Source organism: Limosilactobacillus albertensis (assembly GCF_014145555.1).
In the GTDB taxonomy this organism is placed as follows: domain Bacteria; phylum Bacillota; class Bacilli; order Lactobacillales; family Lactobacillaceae; genus Limosilactobacillus; species Limosilactobacillus albertensis.
The window spans coordinates 1-17,948 of record NZ_JACIVD010000059.1; the positions used below are offsets into that span (position 1 = coordinate 1).

The window sequence follows — 17,948 nt, forward strand, 5'->3', positions numbered from 1 at the left end:
TGCAGGTGTAGCAGAAGTGCTGTCAGATGCAGGTGTAGCAGAAGTGCTGTCAGATGCAGGTGTAGCAGAAGTGCTGTCAGATGCAGGTGTAGCAGAAGTGCTGTCAGATGCAGGTGTAATATTTGTATCTACTTGATTATTTGTATTTTGGTCAAGTGGGCAGTTGCCATTGTTGAAAGTATTTTGAACTTGGTCAAGTGGGCAGTTGCCATTGTTGAAAGTATTTTGAGCTTGATCAAGTGGGCAGTTGCCGTTGTTGAAAGTATTTTGAGCTTGATCAAGTGGGCAGTTGCCGTTGTTGAAAGTATTTTGAGCTTGGTCAAGTGGACAGTTGCCGTTGTTGAAAGTATTTTGAGCTTGATCAAGTGGGCAGTTGCCGTTGTTGAAAGTATTTTGAGCTTGATCAAGTGGACACTCACCGTTGTCGACAGTGTTTTGAGCTTGGTCAAGTGGACACTCGCCGTTGTCGGCAGTATTTTGAGCTTGGTCAAGTGGGCACTCACCGTTGTCGACAGTGTTTTGAGCTTGGTCAAGTGGGCACTCACCGTTGTCGACAGTGTTTTGAGCTTGGTCAAGTGGACACTCGCCGTTGTCGGCAGTATTTTGAGCCTGATCAAGTGGGCACTCGCCGTTATCCATAGTAGTTTGAGCTTGGTCCAATGAAATTAGGTGTTTGATGGGAGCAAAATTATCTAAAATATTAGAAATTCCTTTTCCAATATTCCCAAATGAACCGAGGGCATCTTTGACAGTATTTTGAATATTACCGGATAAACCATTCTTAATAAGATTGCCTAAGATACCTGTAGATTTTTGTAGAAAATCATTACCGTTTTTAGCAATATTGCTTAGGACGTCGGAATTATTATTGCTACCATTATTTGTATTTAATTTTGAAATTTGTGAGGTAGTAGCTGTATTAGCTTGATTATTAACATTAGTTAAGGTGTTAGAAGGGTTATTCTTATCAAAGAAATCACCGTTAGATAGTTGTGAAACTGATTGTGGATTATCAACTTTTAGATATCGTAACCATCCTAAACGCTGGTTATTAATATTTCGTTGTTGATTTGCTAGCTGCTTTTGTTGCCAATTATAAAAATGCACCATGAATTTATTCTCAGGGTGGTTAGCTTCCATATCTTGTTGCTTAATCCGAGCTTGTTGTTGTTGCTTGGCAAGGTTTTCTTGCAGCCGCGTAAGATTTTGGTAATTTTGATAAGCTAATGGATGTTGACTAATTAAGCCAACTGTATCCTTAATAAAATTAATACCAGAACCAATCTTAGTTCCAGTACCTGGTGAAATTAAGACATCTAAAAAATCACCTAAGATTTTACCGCCAGTTGCCGCATTTTTAGCTCTAGTTTCAGCATCAGGTGGCAAAACATTATAATAAGTTAAAGGTACTGGATCAACTACTGGTTCTTGAGGAGTCATAGTTGATCCATCCTTAGAATTTGTTAATTGTAGTGTGTTAGAAGACGTCAGATTTTGTACATTTCCTTGTGTCGTAGATTGAGTAGGCTGGTTTTGTGTATTAGCATTATTATTACTACTTTCCAAAGGAGCAGAAGGCGATGTACTCATTGAATTGCTATTATTACGCTGTAAAATACTAATATTATTTTGTGATAATTTATCTTGATTGGAAGATGAGTTGTTTTGGTTATTATTAGTATTAGTAGAATCTAATGAAGATGATGAGTGCAACGCAGGATTAGTTAGCGTATTAGTTAGAGCTGCTTTTAAATTATCTTCATACTTATCGGCTTGCGGGGTAATAAGTGGTTGGTGATCAAAAGAATTTGAATTTGCTACTGCAGAATTAGTACTTGTAGCATTCATTTTATAATTATCAGTATTATTTAAATTGAAATTATTATTAATACTCTGATAATTATTATTCTCGTTAGAAGATGAACTTGGAGAATTTGAGTTAGCTGATGCAGTAGAAATACCTGTAAATGTAACACCTAATAAAACAGACGCAGTACCAATACTTAATTTTTTCAAAGTAAAGCGTTGAATTTTATCGTTACATTTTTTTGATAATTCTTTATTATTATCATTTGATAACATTTATATTTCCTCCTTTACTAGAAGAATAATTTAAAATTATTCTTACTGACTCACTTTATCATTTTTCTATGTTTATATGTTAAATTTGTATTTAAATTTTTAAAGAACCCGAAATGTCAAGTTTTAGGAATAGTTCCAAGGATGTGCGGTAATTGAGTAACTTTCGTGGAATACTGTTTTTGATACATTAACTGAAGAATTAGTTCGTGGAAGTCTAATCATTTACTTAAATCATTGCAATGTAAGATAATATTTTTCATTGCGGTTATTCTTTCATTTTATTTTTCTACGTTTTAAAAAGTGCAGAATCACAGTAAATTACCGCAATTTTGCACTTTAAATTTCATTTATAAATATAATTAGTTGATTAAGGTAATTATTTAGTAGTATCCTTACTACAATCAAAATGAAAGGATGATAATATAAATGTCTACTATAAGTTTTTTTGCTAAACCATTTTTGAAAAATCTTCATAAATCTATTGATGATTTTGATTATAATGGTATTTATTTAAAAGTATCAAAGCTCTTAAAAGAAAATGACTTTTCAGATGAGGAAATTCAAAAAATCTTTATGAATATGGATAAGGTAATCTCTGATAATATTAAAAAGTAAATATTTTATTAGCTCACTATTTAAATCGTAATTAAAACTCTACCCCCCAGATATGCTGTCGGTATATCTGGGGGGTATTAAATTAATGTCTTTAGACCTAGTTGAGTGCGTCAGAGAAGCAAGTACATGAAACAGAGAACACCCGCCATGCAGGTAGGAGATAATAATTATATAAAAAGGCCTCTTTTACTTTAAAGTGTAGGTGTTTAAGCCAAGATTGAATAAGGAAAAAGAGGTTTTTTAAATATGGCTAATAAATTAAATAGTTTAGTCCATAAGAATTGGTGATATAAACACTGTATCGAATTTATTCTAAAGGAAAATAATCTATAATCAATAGGTACGAGTATTAACTTACATACCATATTATCATTAGATTTACTGAAAGCAATATCAAGTAGCGTCAGAATTACACTTTGTAAAGTAATCTTATGCAATTACTTTCAGCCTTATAAATGCTTCTTGCTATAGGTGTAGTATTTTGCTTTGAACTTTCGTCAGATTCCATCTTGCACTTCTTAACTCATGGAGCCTAACAGTTTTTCATCGACTGGCTAATATACATGCTAAACCTACTAAGAAAAAGCCGAACAATGAATGCTTAAAAAATTAAGTTCATTGTTCGGCTTTCCTTTAAGGCTAGGAAATTCTTCCCAGTCTTTTTACCTAGGAATAAGAATTATTGAGTAAATTCTTATTCTCTTAGATAGATTGATAAGAACTTATAAAAGGCATGTAGCTAAGAACGACTCATGTGTATTCTATTTGTTAAACAAATTCTTTGTTTAACAAATAAAAATATACAAGATAACAATATTATTTACAAATTTTTATATTTAAATTTAATAATGATCCGAAATGTTAATTTCTATGAAAAGTTAGCTGTGACATAACTTAGGAATACTTCCAGGAGTATGCGGTAATTTAATTTATTTTTGTTGAATGCCAGTTATTCGATATTAGTCAATCTGGTAAGGTACTGGGAGTATAATCCTTTATTACTGCATAAGATAGCTTTTCTTATTGTAATCCTTGTTGATTAGGTATGCTAAAAACGGCAAATTCCTTACCATAAAATGATTGTCACTTTAAAATAAGATTCTAATTAACATCATTATCGAATCACTATGAGTTTTTCTTGAACCATACAAGCTTCAAAGCACTCAAGTTCTTGTAATGTGGGTAACGTTTACCTTTCATTTGCAATTGATGGACATTGAAAGTGCATTGTTTACGGGCAAAGATGCGATAAAGAGTCCGTATACTACAACTAAAACAGTGTTCTGCGCAAACTTGTTGATGTAGATAATCTCATCTTTAAGTAGCTGAACTTGCTTACGAACATAGAGTTTCTCATTACGTTAGTAAGTTTTAAGATACTGTTTAATTAAGAAAACGTTAGACTTAATAAATTATTGGTTTCGGTGAAGCAATTTAGTAGCCTAATAAGCTTTGCTACCGAAAATCAGCTATGACGGTCAGTTCACGTATATGCTTATAAGTAATTTGTGCGTATCTTTCTTTATTTAGGGATATTCAAAAGTCTATCAAAAATGTTTTTATTTTCTAAGCGGTATTTAGCATATAATAGTACTTTTTATACTATCTTCTAAAAATTTAAAATACGTTTGTTGTGGTATACAAAATAGTTTTCAATATTTCCAAACTTATTTTATAAACATTTAATTTTAAATTAAAAAAAATATATTAGCTGAGAATCGCTATAACTAAGCTATTTAATCTTTGCTATTTAATATATCGATTGATAAATTAGTTGACTAATGGAAATGCAATCAGTAAACTAATATGCGAAGAGCTTGGTGGCTTTTTAATATTTAATTAGGCAATTAAGGAGGATGAATATGCTATCAAAAGATAATTTAAAAGAGCAGATACAGAAATTTGAACCTCAAAAACAAAGATTCACAATAAAAAAGTTATCTGTAGGTGTAGCTTCAGTATTATTAGGATTAACTTTTGCAGGTGCAACTACTGTCTCTGCAAATACAGGAATTCCAACAATAGGTAATGATGCTGATAGTGATTCTTCAACACAACCGAATAATTCTAATGAAAATATTTTAAATTTAAAAACTGCGGAGAATAGTAATTTTGATAATGCGACAAATTCAAATCAAAAAGCTAGCTATCAAGACGAAAAGCAGGCTGAAAGTCCTATTACTAATAGTTATATTAGTAAAGTTAATTCGGCAGTTAATACTAAGGATGATACTAATCCACAAAAATATTTAACAACTAGCTCAGATAATGAGAATTCGATTTTTAAAAATGAAAAATTAAATAAAAAGATTCCCATTGCAACTGTAAATAATGATTCTACAAATAGTCAGAATAATTCAAATGTAGATAAAGATTACTCTGTTGTGTCAGATGCACAATCCTTAAAAAATGCTCTTTCTAATATTGATATTAAAGGAGCTATTGTTAAAGGAGATATCACAGTTAATGAACCTCTGTTGATTAATCGAGACTTTGTTATTAAAGGTTTCGATGGTGCAGTATTAAATTTAGGAAATAATGCAATTAAAAATAATGCATTATTAACACTAAAGGATATTACTGTTAATGGAAGCATTATTGGAGACGGTAGTGTCAATATTGAAGGAACAGTTAACTCAAATGTTGATAATAATAATTCTGTACGCTTAACAGATGAACAATTAACAAAACAAATTGGTAATGCATGGCAAGGTGCTAATATAAATAACTGGAAGAGTGCTAACATTGTATCTTCTAAAGTTAATATTACCCAAGGATCAACTCTCAATATAAATAGAACAATTACAGGAGACGGCATTGCTTTAATAAATGGTACATCATCGTTTACAAATGATGGTTCAACATTTGGATCTACAAAGCCTACTAATGACAATGGAACAATTAGTGTAGGTACAAATGCTAAATTAAATATTAATTTAAAAGACAGTGAAAACGCATCAAGGGCAAATGAACAAAATATTAGTTTAGATAATGCCTCTGTAGGTATTAGAGCTGAGAATGGGAATGGGCATTTAGTTACTAATGATAGCGCAAATGTAAATATTAATGCAGGTCATGGTAGAGCAATTGTATTTGGAGAACATTTTGGAGGAAAAAGTGCTATCCATAATGTAATTTTTGATGCTTGGCAAACTCCTAGGGTTGGAAACCATGTCGGGGATTTTCAAAATTATACAAATAACAGCTCTGTTAATTTAGGAGATTCTACTAAATTAAATATTACTGGACGTGAAGGGCTACTATTAGGAGATAGAGCAACATTTGTTACTGGTGATCATAGTATAGTTAATATTAATAATAAGGGTAATGGCTCAGGGTTAGTATTAGGTAATTTTAGCAAAGTAGTAGTTTCCCCCCAGTCCAAATTACTTATGACATCAAATGGTAAAGACTGTACAGGTAGTTATAATAATGGGAATTACATAGGTATGGGTGATGATGGTCAGTTTCGTGTAGAGCATGATGCCACATTTAAATATACTTTAACAGATCGTGGTGATGGTAAAGCACGACCATGGGATGATAACATGAATATTATCTCACAGTCTTCAACAGCTCATCCACTTGTATATGTAGGTAACAATGCTACATTTGATGGTGAAAGCGATTATGCACAATTTAACGGGGAGATTTTCTCATTTTCACTAAATGATGGAAGAACACCTACAGCATTTCAAATTGATGGTGCCAAATATGTTAATTTGCAAAGAAATGCAGATACTTCTAATGGAGCAGGTCCCGTTGGCGGTACAAAGGGTCAAGGAAACTTATACTATTCAATGGGACCTGGAATAATTGATGCTAGTGGTCAAACATATCATGTTTTTAAATGGAATAATCAAAATTTAAATGGGAAAGCCCAAACTTTTAATGACGATGATCCAGAGTCAACCAAAAAATCAATTAATAATTTTATGAATTCGGCTGATAAATATTGGAAAGGAATTACTAATTTAGCCACTCAATACAGTAAGCAAGGTAATACTGGAGAATTTCCTGGACATAACGTATCGGCAAGTGATATTACAGGCGTTAATACTGTGGACTTAAAGACAGGAACGCCTGCTAATCGATTTAGTGACAGTAAAACAAATGATACCGGATTTGATCCTAAAAATTCTCAACGACTTGTATTAGTAGCTACAAAAATTCCTACTCAAGAAGATAAGTCTAATCAGAAGGTGACACCATTTAGTATACAAATTAAAGAAAATAATCAACTTAAACCTGGAGAAGTTAAATTAGTTCAAAAGGGGCAAGATGGGTTAAGTAGAACTACCGAAACAACATATTACATTGTCGACACAACTACTGGAGAAAAAACCATTGATACCTCAAAAGGAAATAATGGGCATACTATTAATGAAAAGGTTATAAATGAACCTCAAAATGAGATTATTGAAGTTGGACCTCAAACAGCAACTGTTAAATATTATTATCAAGGTGGGGATGCTAATAATAATGCCCAACCTATTTCGGTTAATGGTCAACAGCTAGAGGCTCAAATTACTAATATTCCAGTAGCTATAGATAATAATGGTAATATACTATTCAATGATAATGGCGAAGTTATTGCTAATAATATCGATTATAATGATTCTCAAGATATATTTATAGGTAAACAAGCTGTAAGTAAAATGACTGGTTTACCGTTAGATAAGGTTTCAGTAACACAAAATGATTGGCAAGAAGCCGTCGATAAAGGAACAAATAAATATAATACTGGTAAAATCACAAGGGATAAAATTATTAATACTGCCGAAAAGACTGGTTTAAATAAAGTTTCTACTTTATTGCCAACAAATGGGCCAACTTATAAAGTAATTCTTGGTTGTGATACTTGGCATAATTTATCTGGGAAATTAACGGTTAACTTTTTAGATAAAGATACAGGCAAACCAGTGGCAACTCCAGACCAATCGTTAACAATCAGTGTTCAATATGCAGATGATGATAAAGGTAACCATTATGATATTCGTCCAAACGCCTTTAATAATGGTAATAAAGTTGATTTAGCCGAAGGACAGTGGAATAACGATACGTCTGATTTTACATATGGTTATGTAAAATTGCCAGATCTTTCCCAAGAAGGTTACAAGTTAGTTAATGTAAGCCCTAATAATGCATTGAATGGTGATACTGTTGGCGGTATAACTACAAATTGGCAAAATGGGTATAATGCTACCATTAATGTCTATTATCAAAAACAAGATTTAAAGAAGAATGTAAATAGAAAATCAATTCCTTCAACCCAAACAGTTAAATACTTAGATACAGATGGGAATGAATTACAACCTGATAAAGTACAAAATAACTCGTTTAACTACTCTGGTGACATTGTAGATGGAACGTCTGGTCAAATTATTGAAAATGGAAAATGGGATAAAGATACTTATACTTATAAAGTTGAAAATGTTCCTGTTATTCCTGGATATGTAGCAATTTCTGGAGTTAAAGAAGTTGATGGTACATTTGTAACTGGAGGGTTAACAGCAACGATTCAGAATCCTAATGTAGTTGATACAGTGATTTATAAGAAGGTAGGACGAATTATACCTGTAACTCCCGATCATCAACCAATTCCAAATGCTCCAACACCCGAATATAATACTGATCCAACTAATCCGAAAAATGTAACTCCCGATGAGCCAGCACCAACTGTTCCAGGATATACACCTACAGTTTCAAATATTACTCCAAATGATCCTACACAAGATACTCAGGTTGTTTATACTAAAGATCCTGTAGCATCACAGGCAAAAGTATTCTATATCGATGATACTACTAATACGGTATTAAGATCTGATAGTCTTGATGGTAACGTTGGCGATAAGATAAATTATACGACTGCTGATAAAATAGACTCTTATAAAACAAAAGGTTATATTTTAGTTTCAAATAATTTTGTTGATGGTAATGAAGTATTTACTCCAAATGATTTAGTATTTAAGATCCATTTAAAACATGATGTTGTTCCTGTAAATCCAATGAATCCTGGAAAACCTGGGGAACCAATAAATCCAAATTATCCTGATGGACCTAAATATCCTGCGGGATCTGATCAAGTAACTAAAAAAGTAGTAAGAACAATTCAATATGTTGATAAGAATGGAAATACTATAAGTAAAACAGTTAAACAACCAGTTACATTTACTGCTATTGGTGTTTTAGATAAAGTGACAGGCCAATGGATTTCTCCGCTAGCTTGGACTAATGATCAAACTGTCGATGGTGTTAAAACTCCAATTATTAATGGATACCATATTGTAAGTGTTAATAAAGATGCTAATGGTGTCAATGTAGCAAGTAAAGTATTAACGCATAATGACAATGATTATACTGTTACAGTTACTTATGCAAAGAATGGACGAATTATACCTGTAACACCTGATCATCAACCAATCCCAGATGCTCCAACGCCTCAATATAACACTGATCCAAATAATCCGCAAAATGTAGTACCAAATGAGCCAGTACCTAATATTAAGGACTATGTACCATCAGTTCAAACAGTTACACCAAATAATCCAGAAGTGGATACAGAGGTTGTTTATAACAAACCAACAACAAGCTCACCAGTAGCACACACTTCAGTAACCCCACAAGAAAATATTAAAGATGATGTACCATCAACTAATTCACAAGAAAGTAATCAACAATTACCTCAAACAGGTAATAAGAGTGAAAATTTAGCAATAATGGGATTAGCAACTATGAGTTTAGCAGGGCTTTTAGCTGTTACTAGAAAGAAAGATAGTAAAAGTAAAAATTAATTTATATTAAGGAAGGAACTAAAATTATGGCATTATCACGTAAAGCAACTGTATTAACAGGCGCCGCATTAGTAGGAGGTACTATTTTAATTGGAAGTAATGCTTCTGCAGATACACATGTAGTTGTTAATAAAGGAGAAACAGTTTCTAAACTTGCTGAACAATATGATTCTTCTGTTGACAAAATTAAGCAGGCTAATAATTTAGAAGCAAATAAATTAACAATTTATGAAGGTCAAAAACTCGATATTCCAAATCAAAGGGATGATGAATATGTAGGACGAGATAGGTCAACAGCAAAAGTAATTAATGAAGCAAATTATAAGTATTATGGGGCTAACTCTGCTTCAACTGGTATGCAATCATCCTCATATGGTAATAGTTCACAAAGTAATAATAATTTGTATGCTGCGAATTCTTATGCTGAGCAAGCTACAATCAATTCTGAAAAAAATAATTATCAACAAGGTAATGTTGTTCAGAAAGCGCAAAGTGAGCTTGGAAGACCTTATGTTTGGGGCGGAAATTCTCCTCAAACCGGATTTGATTGTTCAGGATTAGTTCAATATGCTTATGGTCTCGGTCCAAATTACAGAACAACATATCAACAATCCCAATTAGGACAGCATAAGTATGATATTCAAAATGCTAAAAGTGGTGATCTTTACTTTTGGGGATCTGATTCTGCACCCTACCATGTTGCTATTGCTGAAGGAAATGGCCAATATATTGTTGCTCCAGCACCTGGTCAGAATGTACAACAAGGGAATATTAATTCTTACAGACCAAGTTTTTACATCTCTATGAATAATTAGGTGAACTTTGTTTCATGATAGAAGGAGTAAAATTATGAATAAGACCACTAAAACAACTATTGCTCTAGGAACTACTTTAATTGGAGTAGTTGGCTTGGGTGTAACAGCTAATGCATCAACTGATGTTCCTAATGTTAGTAATGATAATGGTACTACACAGCAAAACTGTCAGCAAAATAATTTAGAAGGACATGAATATAATTTAAAAACTGGAAATACTGGTAATGCTGGTAATAGTACTGTTAACCCAATTTATAATTACTATAAGACAGGACAAGTACAAGTTAATAATAACTATGTTAACAATGTAAGTAGTCCGATTTATGATTATTATCAATCTCAATTAAATACCATTAATGATTCTGGAAATAATTTTAATGATAACTTAGCTAATAATAACATTGAAGGAAATAATTTTAATGATAACTTAGCTAATAATAACATTGAAGGAAATAATTTTAATGGTAACTTAGCTAATAATAACATTGGCGATAATAATTTTAATGATAATTTAGCTAATAATCAAAACTTTAATAATATTAAAGGAAATAATGTAAATAACGTACAAAATTTTAATAGTTCAGGATTAGATCAGACTCATAATACAGTAATTCAATCCAATACAAATATTAGTAATCCTCAGACACATGAAGATCCAGTTGGTTATGAACGGTCTGAAGGGCATTGGCCAAAGAATACTGCTACAGTATATGTAAAAGCAACAAATCCTTTAATTCGAAGTGCTGTTAATTCGGCAATTAGTAATTGGAATAACACAGGATCATTTACCTTTGTACCCACTAATGACCCAGCTAATGCTAATATTGTAGTACAAGAAGATTATAATCCTACAACATCTGCAGATGGAGTAACATATACTAAAATAAATAGATTAAGTAACGAATTTACTGGGCAACAAAATGTTTATTTAAATGATTTTTATTTATTAAATCCTGATGCTGGATATACTCAAGAGAGTAGAGTTCACGCTGCTACTCATGAACTGGGACATGCAATTGGTTTAGGTCATAACCCAGTAGATAAAAGTTCTATTATGTATCCATCAAATACAGGAACTCCAATTCAAATAAATGATGTTCGAGCGGTTAATGCTATATATAGATAATAAAGTTTTATCTACTATTTATAATCAATAAAATTATCAGCATAAAAGGTTCAAGATTGTAAAGCTTTATTAGCGCATTAAGCTTTATTACTTGAACCTTTTTATTAATCAGAAGGTGATTATTATTAAAAAAGTAATTTTTACAAAGAAAGATGAGCAATTGCTTATTAATTTTGAAAAAAGATTTCCTAATACAATTCATAAATTACTTGAATTGGATAAAAATAATATGAGTTCATTAGTAGTTTATTTAATTGGAATTCAAAGTCTTGAAATAAAGTGGATTCCTAACTCAGTTAGTGAGTATCAAGAATTACTGAAATTGCATAGTCAATTATTAAATATTTTATATAATTTGACTGCTATGGCAAATTTAACAGAATTAGATGGTCGATATATGTTGCATGGATGGAAAAACATACTGAGAGATTATCTATTACCAAGTATTGAAAATGTACTAAATAACTATAAAATTATTAATTCTTTATAAGAATGACATAGAATATTAAATGGAGAATATTAATGTATTTATTGAATAAAAAAATAATAATATTTTGTGTTTTATTATTTTTTCTATTATCTGGTAAAAGTGTCTTGGCAAAAGAGAAAATAACTAGTTTAAGTCTAAATATACCAAGTAGTTTAAAAACACAATTAAAATATGAACAGGGTAATTATTTATATCTAAGGACTCAGAATGAAAGTTTTACTTTCTCTGGAAAAACTAACCCAAATTCAAAAGTTTATATCGTTCAAGTTCAAAATAATCTAAAAATTAACGTTAAGGCGGATCAAGATGGTAATTTTCAAAAAAAAGTTGTAATTCCAAGTGGAAAAAAAACGGAATACTATATATATTCTGTAGGACCTAGCATGGCCGATAGTGATTTATTATATGTTATGTTAGATACTTCTGTACTAAATGAAAGCAAATCTTTAAATAATAATCTAAATATGAAGAAGAAGGGGAGTCAAATAAATCTAAATAAGACATTTTCATATCCAGATAGTGAGTTGGTAAGTAGTTTTAATGAACAGAAATTTCTTATTAAGGATATTGGAATCGATAATAAGAAAAATTATCGAATTTTAATGATTCCTGATAATAATAGTCAAGAAAAATTTTTTACTATTATTAAGAAGAATGGCAGTAAGCAATTAAAACCAGGAGATACCATTGTTATTGATGGTAAATTGAATCAACGTGGGACTATCCTACAAGATCAAATAAATACTGGGATATCATCAAAATTTTTAAATGATAAAGTAGTTGTAGTTAAGACATTTTCTTATAAAGTTGATAAAAATTAACTTATCTAGTTGATTTTTTATGGGAATGATTACTTATGAAGAATAATAGATTAGTCATAATAGGTGTTTGCTTGATAATAATATTTTCTATAGTTGGAGGAGCAGTTCTTAAGCAGAGAAAAGCAAGACACTATAAAAATTCTTATGTACCAACTATAATTTTTATGGATAAAGCCAATAATGGTGGGAAAAATATATCTTTAGCAAATAAAATAAAAAATAAAGGAGTAACATCAAATATTTGTCAATTTAGTATTGTAAAAGATAATAAGATAGTTGTTAGAGGTAATTTTAGGTCAAAAACTTTAAATCCAATAATACAGGTTAAGGGACAGAAACTTACCGTTAACTCAATTGATAAAGTAATGAAAAAGGTAAAAAGCATATATCATACGAAAAATTATAATATTATTTTGTTATATGGAGTTGCTAATACGTATTTTGACTATTTAGTGAGACAAAAGAGATCTAATTTTAAATTAAATAATTTAATATGTATTGCTGGAGATTTTGCATTTAATGAAGATAAAAGCCTTACTATAGATCACAGTGGGAAACCGGATTATATAAGTAAGAATTATCGTAAATTTTTACTTTTAAGACATAATAAGATGCTTAACCAGACTAGAGTATTGAATATTATGGGAAATAATTCTGATAACTCAGACGGAATTGTATTAAATGCATCTTCAAAAGCGTTAAAATATCTTGTTTATCCAGAAACATCAGTTTATGTTGAAAAAGTAATTACTGGAAAAAATTCAGAGCATTTTCAATTAATTAAAAATAAATTGGTCGAACAGACTATAATTGATTTTCTATGGTTAAATAAATAATTAGCCAAAATTTTGACTAAAATTAACATAAATGAGGAAATTTTTATGAAACGTTATAGTAAGTTATTTATTTGTATTTTAATATTTTGTGGACTTTTGTTATCGGCATACCTAGGACGCCATTACTATAGAATTAAAGAGCAACAGCGGATTGAGAAAAAAATAAAGGAGCAAGATCGCCTTGAAAAAGAACATTTCATAAAACAAATAACTCCAGAAGCACAAAAAATGCAGAAAGATTATCATATATTTGCTTCAGTTATACTTGCACAGGCAATTTTGGAATCTCAATGGGGAAAAAGTAAATTATCGTCTCAATATCATAATTTGTTCGGGATTAAAGGCACAGGAGAAAATTCTCGATTAATGGAAACTAAGGAATATGTTAACGGTCATTGGATTGTTATAAAAGGAAGATTCCGTATTTACAAGAGTTGGGACGAATCCATTGAAGATCATACAAGACTAATGCTCAATGGTACTGATAATAATAAGCAAAATTATGATAAAGTAGTTAATGCAAAAAATTATAAAGAGGCAGCTATTAATTTGCAGAAAGCAGGATACGCAACTGACCCAGGATATGCGAAAAAACTAATATCAGTTATTCAAGCTTATAATTTGGATAAATATGATAAATAATATTGTATATCTGAAATTTGAATAGGCCGTAATAGTAAGAGTAGTTAGATGAAGTCTTTGGATTTAGTCTATACAAACTCTGGTATTGATATAGAAAGTAATATTTCTAGGTACTGTATCCTGTTAAGTTTACACATTAAATAATAAAAAATAATTGGCTTTGCCGTAACGAAATTCTGTTGCGGTAAGGTCATTTTTTGCTGAAATAAAAGTATTTGTGAAGTGTTCGATACTTTCAGCCACTAATGACTTTAGTTCGTCCAGCGTTTGTGGCTTATGTAAAGGGCAATTATAAAATGTAGCAAATCGGCGGTTTAAAATTGTCGGTTTTCCTACATTTCACACCACCATACGTACGGTTCCGTATACGGTGGTTCAACGACTTAATCACTTTGAATAGACTGGAGCGTCCTGGACAGATTGATTAGTCCAAGGTGCTCCAGTTTTCTGTTCGTTAGAGAATAATCTAGGCCTTACTGTGCGCGGTTCGCCAGTAGCTCTTGTGGGTACTAGCTAATTTATATGCATCACGATAAGACAGCCCTAACCGTTGTAAGTTAGTGACCTTAGTTTTGAACTTTCTTCCATTGATTCCAGATATATTGCCTTATTCAAGCTGCAACCCTTGGCCAAGGCGTTGAATATAGTCGCTCAGTTTTCCAATTGAGTAATATTGAAGGCATCCGCACATCTTTCGATGGATTTCCTTAAATATTTTTGTCAAAGATACCCTGCAGTTACGCTTAGTCAATCACTTCAATGCTTTCTTCAATCGTTGCTACGATTGCTTCGCCAGTCAGAGGTAAGCACTATTTTTAACGAAAACCCAAGAACATTTAATCGTAGCGAGCTACCAACTTTGGTCTTATCTGAATTTACTTTAACTTTCAATCACTTTTAGCGAAAAGCCCATAATCTAAAACTCTGCTAGTTCGAAACTTACGAATAAGTTTTAATATCCATTATCAAATATAAGTAAGCCTTCATGTCTAAATTAACAACTTGTTGATAACCTTATCGACAAGTTGTGACAACATCTTGTGACTCATAATAGAGCTGGAAGTCAAAACTATTATCCAAGAAAAGTTGCTTAAAAATGGCAATGAAAACCTAAGATGCCACTTATTAGACTATTCTGTCTAAACTGTTGATATCCCCAGTTTTCTCACTCTACCATTGAGCTTTGGAATTTCAACCCGTTTAACTGGTACTGGACTATAACTACCATCATGTATACTAATAATTAATTCCACTTTTTAGGTATAGCCTTAGCTTCTTTATTTATCTTACCTCGTAAATAGGCCTGATTAAGGTTATTGCAGTCCAAGACTGAGTCTTGAATAATGAAACTCATATCTCTACCTTTACCATAATCGGTATTACATGCCTTTGTATACTCTCGATTTTTCAAATCTATACTCGATAAGTGATCAGCTTGTGTTTTTATTTTCTGAAATTGCCGCACCTGATTACAACTCCAATATAATTTATGAGTGTTGTTCAGTCCTTCATCTGATTAATCAAACTACTATGACCTCGGTTGATTTCTAACCTACTCAATGCTACATTACTGCATCGCTTATCTCTCTTATTGGAAACATGTAAATCAGGCAGAATATTAACTTTCGTACCATGTTCCTGCTAGATTTACTAAAGACAGTTTAGAGTAATATTGAACTTTAACTTGCTTAGCAGACTTATAGCTACCTTTTGGTTATTGGTGAAGTACTTTCCTTAGACTTTCTTCAAATTACACCTCGCAGTAGACATCCTTGTACTTAGCTCATGTTTTCGATTTACTACAGCCAATAACGCGACTTTTACCGTTTAATTAATATCTATACTAGACGACTAAGTAAATAGCTCATGCTAAAGTGCAGGCACGAGCTGCTTAAAAATTTATTCTATTTTCTTATTTATCTGACGTTTTCTTATAAGTACTAAGTTATTAGTTACTTATAATGAATTATAACTACATCATTTATTTTTAATTTTTACTATGAATATTTTTTGCTTTCTATATCCTAAATTAAACAGACAACAGCTATTATTTGACGTTACGTAGTTTTACGAATTTTATGTTGCGGACTACTTAGCATCGTTAAACTCGATTAATAAAATCTCTCTACTAGTATAACTTCAGCACCACATTTTATTTCCAAAATTACTTGACCATTAAGTGAATCAAGTACACAGAAACTAAACGAATCTTTATGGACATCTATAACAACATAAATCATCTAGATATAAGAGTAACTTTCTTATTATTTTAGGCTATGACCTCAGTTAATATTATTCTTTATCATTAATAATGAATTCATATCCCATACTTAATAATTAACTCCTTCCTTATATATAACTTTTGCATTAATTAGTTTTATCATCTATCTGAAAGAAATCTGCAACATTTAAATATTCATTAGCATTCTTTGACATAAAATATAAAACAGTTTTTACATAAATGTTATTAGAATCAAGCTTTTTTAATCCTCTATATACAAAGGATAAACTAACTGCCTTAGTTAAATCATCTAAATATTTATTTGCAAGAAATTCCTTCAGCCAAATAATCATACTATTTTGGGCTTCCAAAGCAACTTCTGGGTTTTCATCAAATAATTTTTTAGTAGCTATATGAATATCTTTAATCCCGAAATGTCAATTTAAATTAGAAAAATGTTGAAAGCTGTTCATCTGTGACGTGACTTAGGAATACTTCAAGTGGTGTGCGGTAGTGAAGTGACTTCCGTGGAATAGTATTTCGTTTGTGCATCAGCTGGGTGATTAGTTCATCTGGTAAATTACGGAAGTCTAATCGTTTACTGAGACCGTCACGACGTAAGATACCATTATTGTTTTCATTCAGGCCGCGTTGATTGGGCGCTCCAACCTCCGCAAAATAAGTATGAAGATCATGTTTATTGGCAATCTCACGCCAGCCCGCGAATTCCTTACCATTATCAAAGGTAATCGACTTAACGAAATGACGAGGTATTTTAGAAAGCCATTTATCCAAGTGATAGTTAACTGCTTCATCAGTTTTACGATGAACGTTAAGCACAATCATCACCTTAGATTGACGTTCCACCAAGGTCATGACCGCACCACGATGAGCTTTTCCTTGAACAGTATCAGCTTCAAAGTGACCAAACTCGTGTTGGTAGTGAGGAAAATCATGGTATCGCTGGTAAATACTCCGACCGAGATGCCCCGCCTTACCACGTCGTTCGACATAGCCATTGGGGTGTCGCTTGCCTTTCATCGGTAATTGCTGGACGGCAAAATTGTACTGTCCACGAGCAAACATCCGATAAAGTGTCCGCATACTACAGCTAATTGTCCGTTCTGCTCGACCAATGATCGTATCAGGTGTCCAGCCCGCTTTAACCTGCTCATTGATGTAGCTGATCTCATCCTTGGCTAGCTGAGCCTGCTTACGACCACAACGCTGCTTATTCCGTTGGTAAGCCTTAAGATACTGTGCAATGGTCTTACCGCTATCAAGAAATCGATAGACTCGGTAAATAGTTTCTTGGCTTCGTTTAAGCAGTTTAGCAGCTTGATAAGCCTTCGTACCTTGGTGCCAAAAATTAGCTATGAGGGTTAGTTCACGTGTGGTAAGATGTTTATAAGTCATTTGTGATGTTCCTTTACTTTTGTTTGTGGTTATTCAAAAGTCTATCACAAATGGCTTTTTTATTTTTCTAACTTAATTTTACAAACGGCG

At 31.9% G+C, this 17,948-nt stretch carries 12 protein-coding genes; 8 read left to right on the forward strand and 4 right to left on the reverse strand.

Annotated elements, in window-relative coordinates:
• Nucleotides 1-2,082, reverse strand: a 2,082-nt coding sequence (locus H5S41_RS04450) for a YSIRK-type signal peptide-containing protein (RefSeq protein WP_182602479.1), incomplete at its 3' end; no start/stop codon positions are given.
• Nucleotides 2,083-2,508: 426 nt separating this feature from the next.
• Here H5S41_RS04450 and H5S41_RS04455 point away from each other — a divergent pair.
• The 8 genes from H5S41_RS04455 (at nucleotide 2,509) to H5S41_RS04490 (ending at nucleotide 14,221) form a co-directional block, all read left to right on the forward strand.
• Nucleotides 2,509-2,697, forward strand: a complete 189-nt coding sequence (locus H5S41_RS04455) for a hypothetical protein (protein ID WP_153710959.1) — start codon at nucleotides 2,509-2,511, stop codon at nucleotides 2,695-2,697.
• A gap of 1,862 nt (nucleotides 2,698-4,559) precedes the next feature.
• Nucleotides 4,560-9,491, forward strand: coding sequence for a mucin-binding protein (locus H5S41_RS04460; RefSeq protein ID WP_182602480.1), 4,932 nt, complete (start codon nucleotides 4,560-4,562; stop codon nucleotides 9,489-9,491).
• 26 nt (nucleotides 9,492-9,517) lie between these two features.
• Nucleotides 9,518-10,306, forward strand: a complete 789-nt coding sequence (locus H5S41_RS04465; protein ID WP_182602481.1) for a C40 family peptidase — start codon at nucleotides 9,518-9,520, stop codon at nucleotides 10,304-10,306.
• A 34-nt stretch (nucleotides 10,307-10,340) separates the two neighbouring features.
• Nucleotides 10,341-11,432 carry a matrixin family metalloprotease gene (locus H5S41_RS04470; RefSeq protein ID WP_182602482.1) on the forward strand — a complete coding sequence of 364 codons (1,092 nt, stop codon included), beginning with the start codon at nucleotides 10,341-10,343 and terminating at the stop codon, nucleotides 11,430-11,432.
• Nucleotides 11,433-11,547: 115 nt separating this feature from the next.
• Entirely contained in the window at nucleotides 11,548-11,922 is a 375-nt protein-coding gene (locus H5S41_RS04475; RefSeq protein WP_182598998.1) for a hypothetical protein, read from the forward strand.
• Nucleotides 11,923-11,954: 32 nt separating this feature from the next.
• Entirely contained in the window at nucleotides 11,955-12,743 is a 789-nt protein-coding gene (locus tag H5S41_RS04480; RefSeq protein ID WP_182602483.1) for a hypothetical protein, read from the forward strand.
• A 35-nt stretch (nucleotides 12,744-12,778) separates the two neighbouring features.
• Nucleotides 12,779-13,579, forward strand: a complete 801-nt coding sequence (locus tag H5S41_RS04485) for an alpha/beta hydrolase (protein ID WP_182602484.1) — start codon at nucleotides 12,779-12,781, stop codon at nucleotides 13,577-13,579.
• A gap of 45 nt (nucleotides 13,580-13,624) precedes the next feature.
• Nucleotides 13,625-14,221: a glycoside hydrolase family 73 protein gene (locus H5S41_RS04490; protein WP_182602485.1), complete on the forward strand. Its 597-nt coding sequence runs from the start codon at nucleotides 13,625-13,627 to the stop codon at nucleotides 14,219-14,221.
• 1,243 nt (nucleotides 14,222-15,464) lie between these two features.
• On the opposite strand, the gene H5S41_RS12205 is transcribed toward H5S41_RS04490, so the two are convergent.
• From H5S41_RS12205 to H5S41_RS04505, 3 genes are all read right to left on the reverse strand, one after another.
• Nucleotides 15,465-15,686 (reverse strand): hypothetical protein, encoded by a 222-nt coding sequence (locus tag H5S41_RS12205; protein WP_414843065.1) that lies wholly within the window; start codon nucleotides 15,684-15,686, stop codon nucleotides 15,465-15,467.
• A gap of 902 nt (nucleotides 15,687-16,588) precedes the next feature.
• The gene (locus H5S41_RS04500) at nucleotides 16,589-16,795 is read right to left on the reverse strand and encodes a hypothetical protein (RefSeq protein WP_182602486.1); all 207 of its coding nucleotides are present in this window, start codon (nucleotides 16,793-16,795) and stop codon (nucleotides 16,589-16,591) included.
• Nucleotides 16,796-16,889: 94 nt separating this feature from the next.
• Nucleotides 16,890-17,858: an IS30 family transposase gene (locus tag H5S41_RS04505; protein WP_085720378.1), complete on the reverse strand. Its 969-nt coding sequence runs from the start codon at nucleotides 17,856-17,858 to the stop codon at nucleotides 16,890-16,892.
• Between the last annotated feature and the right edge of the window lie 90 nt (nucleotides 17,859-17,948).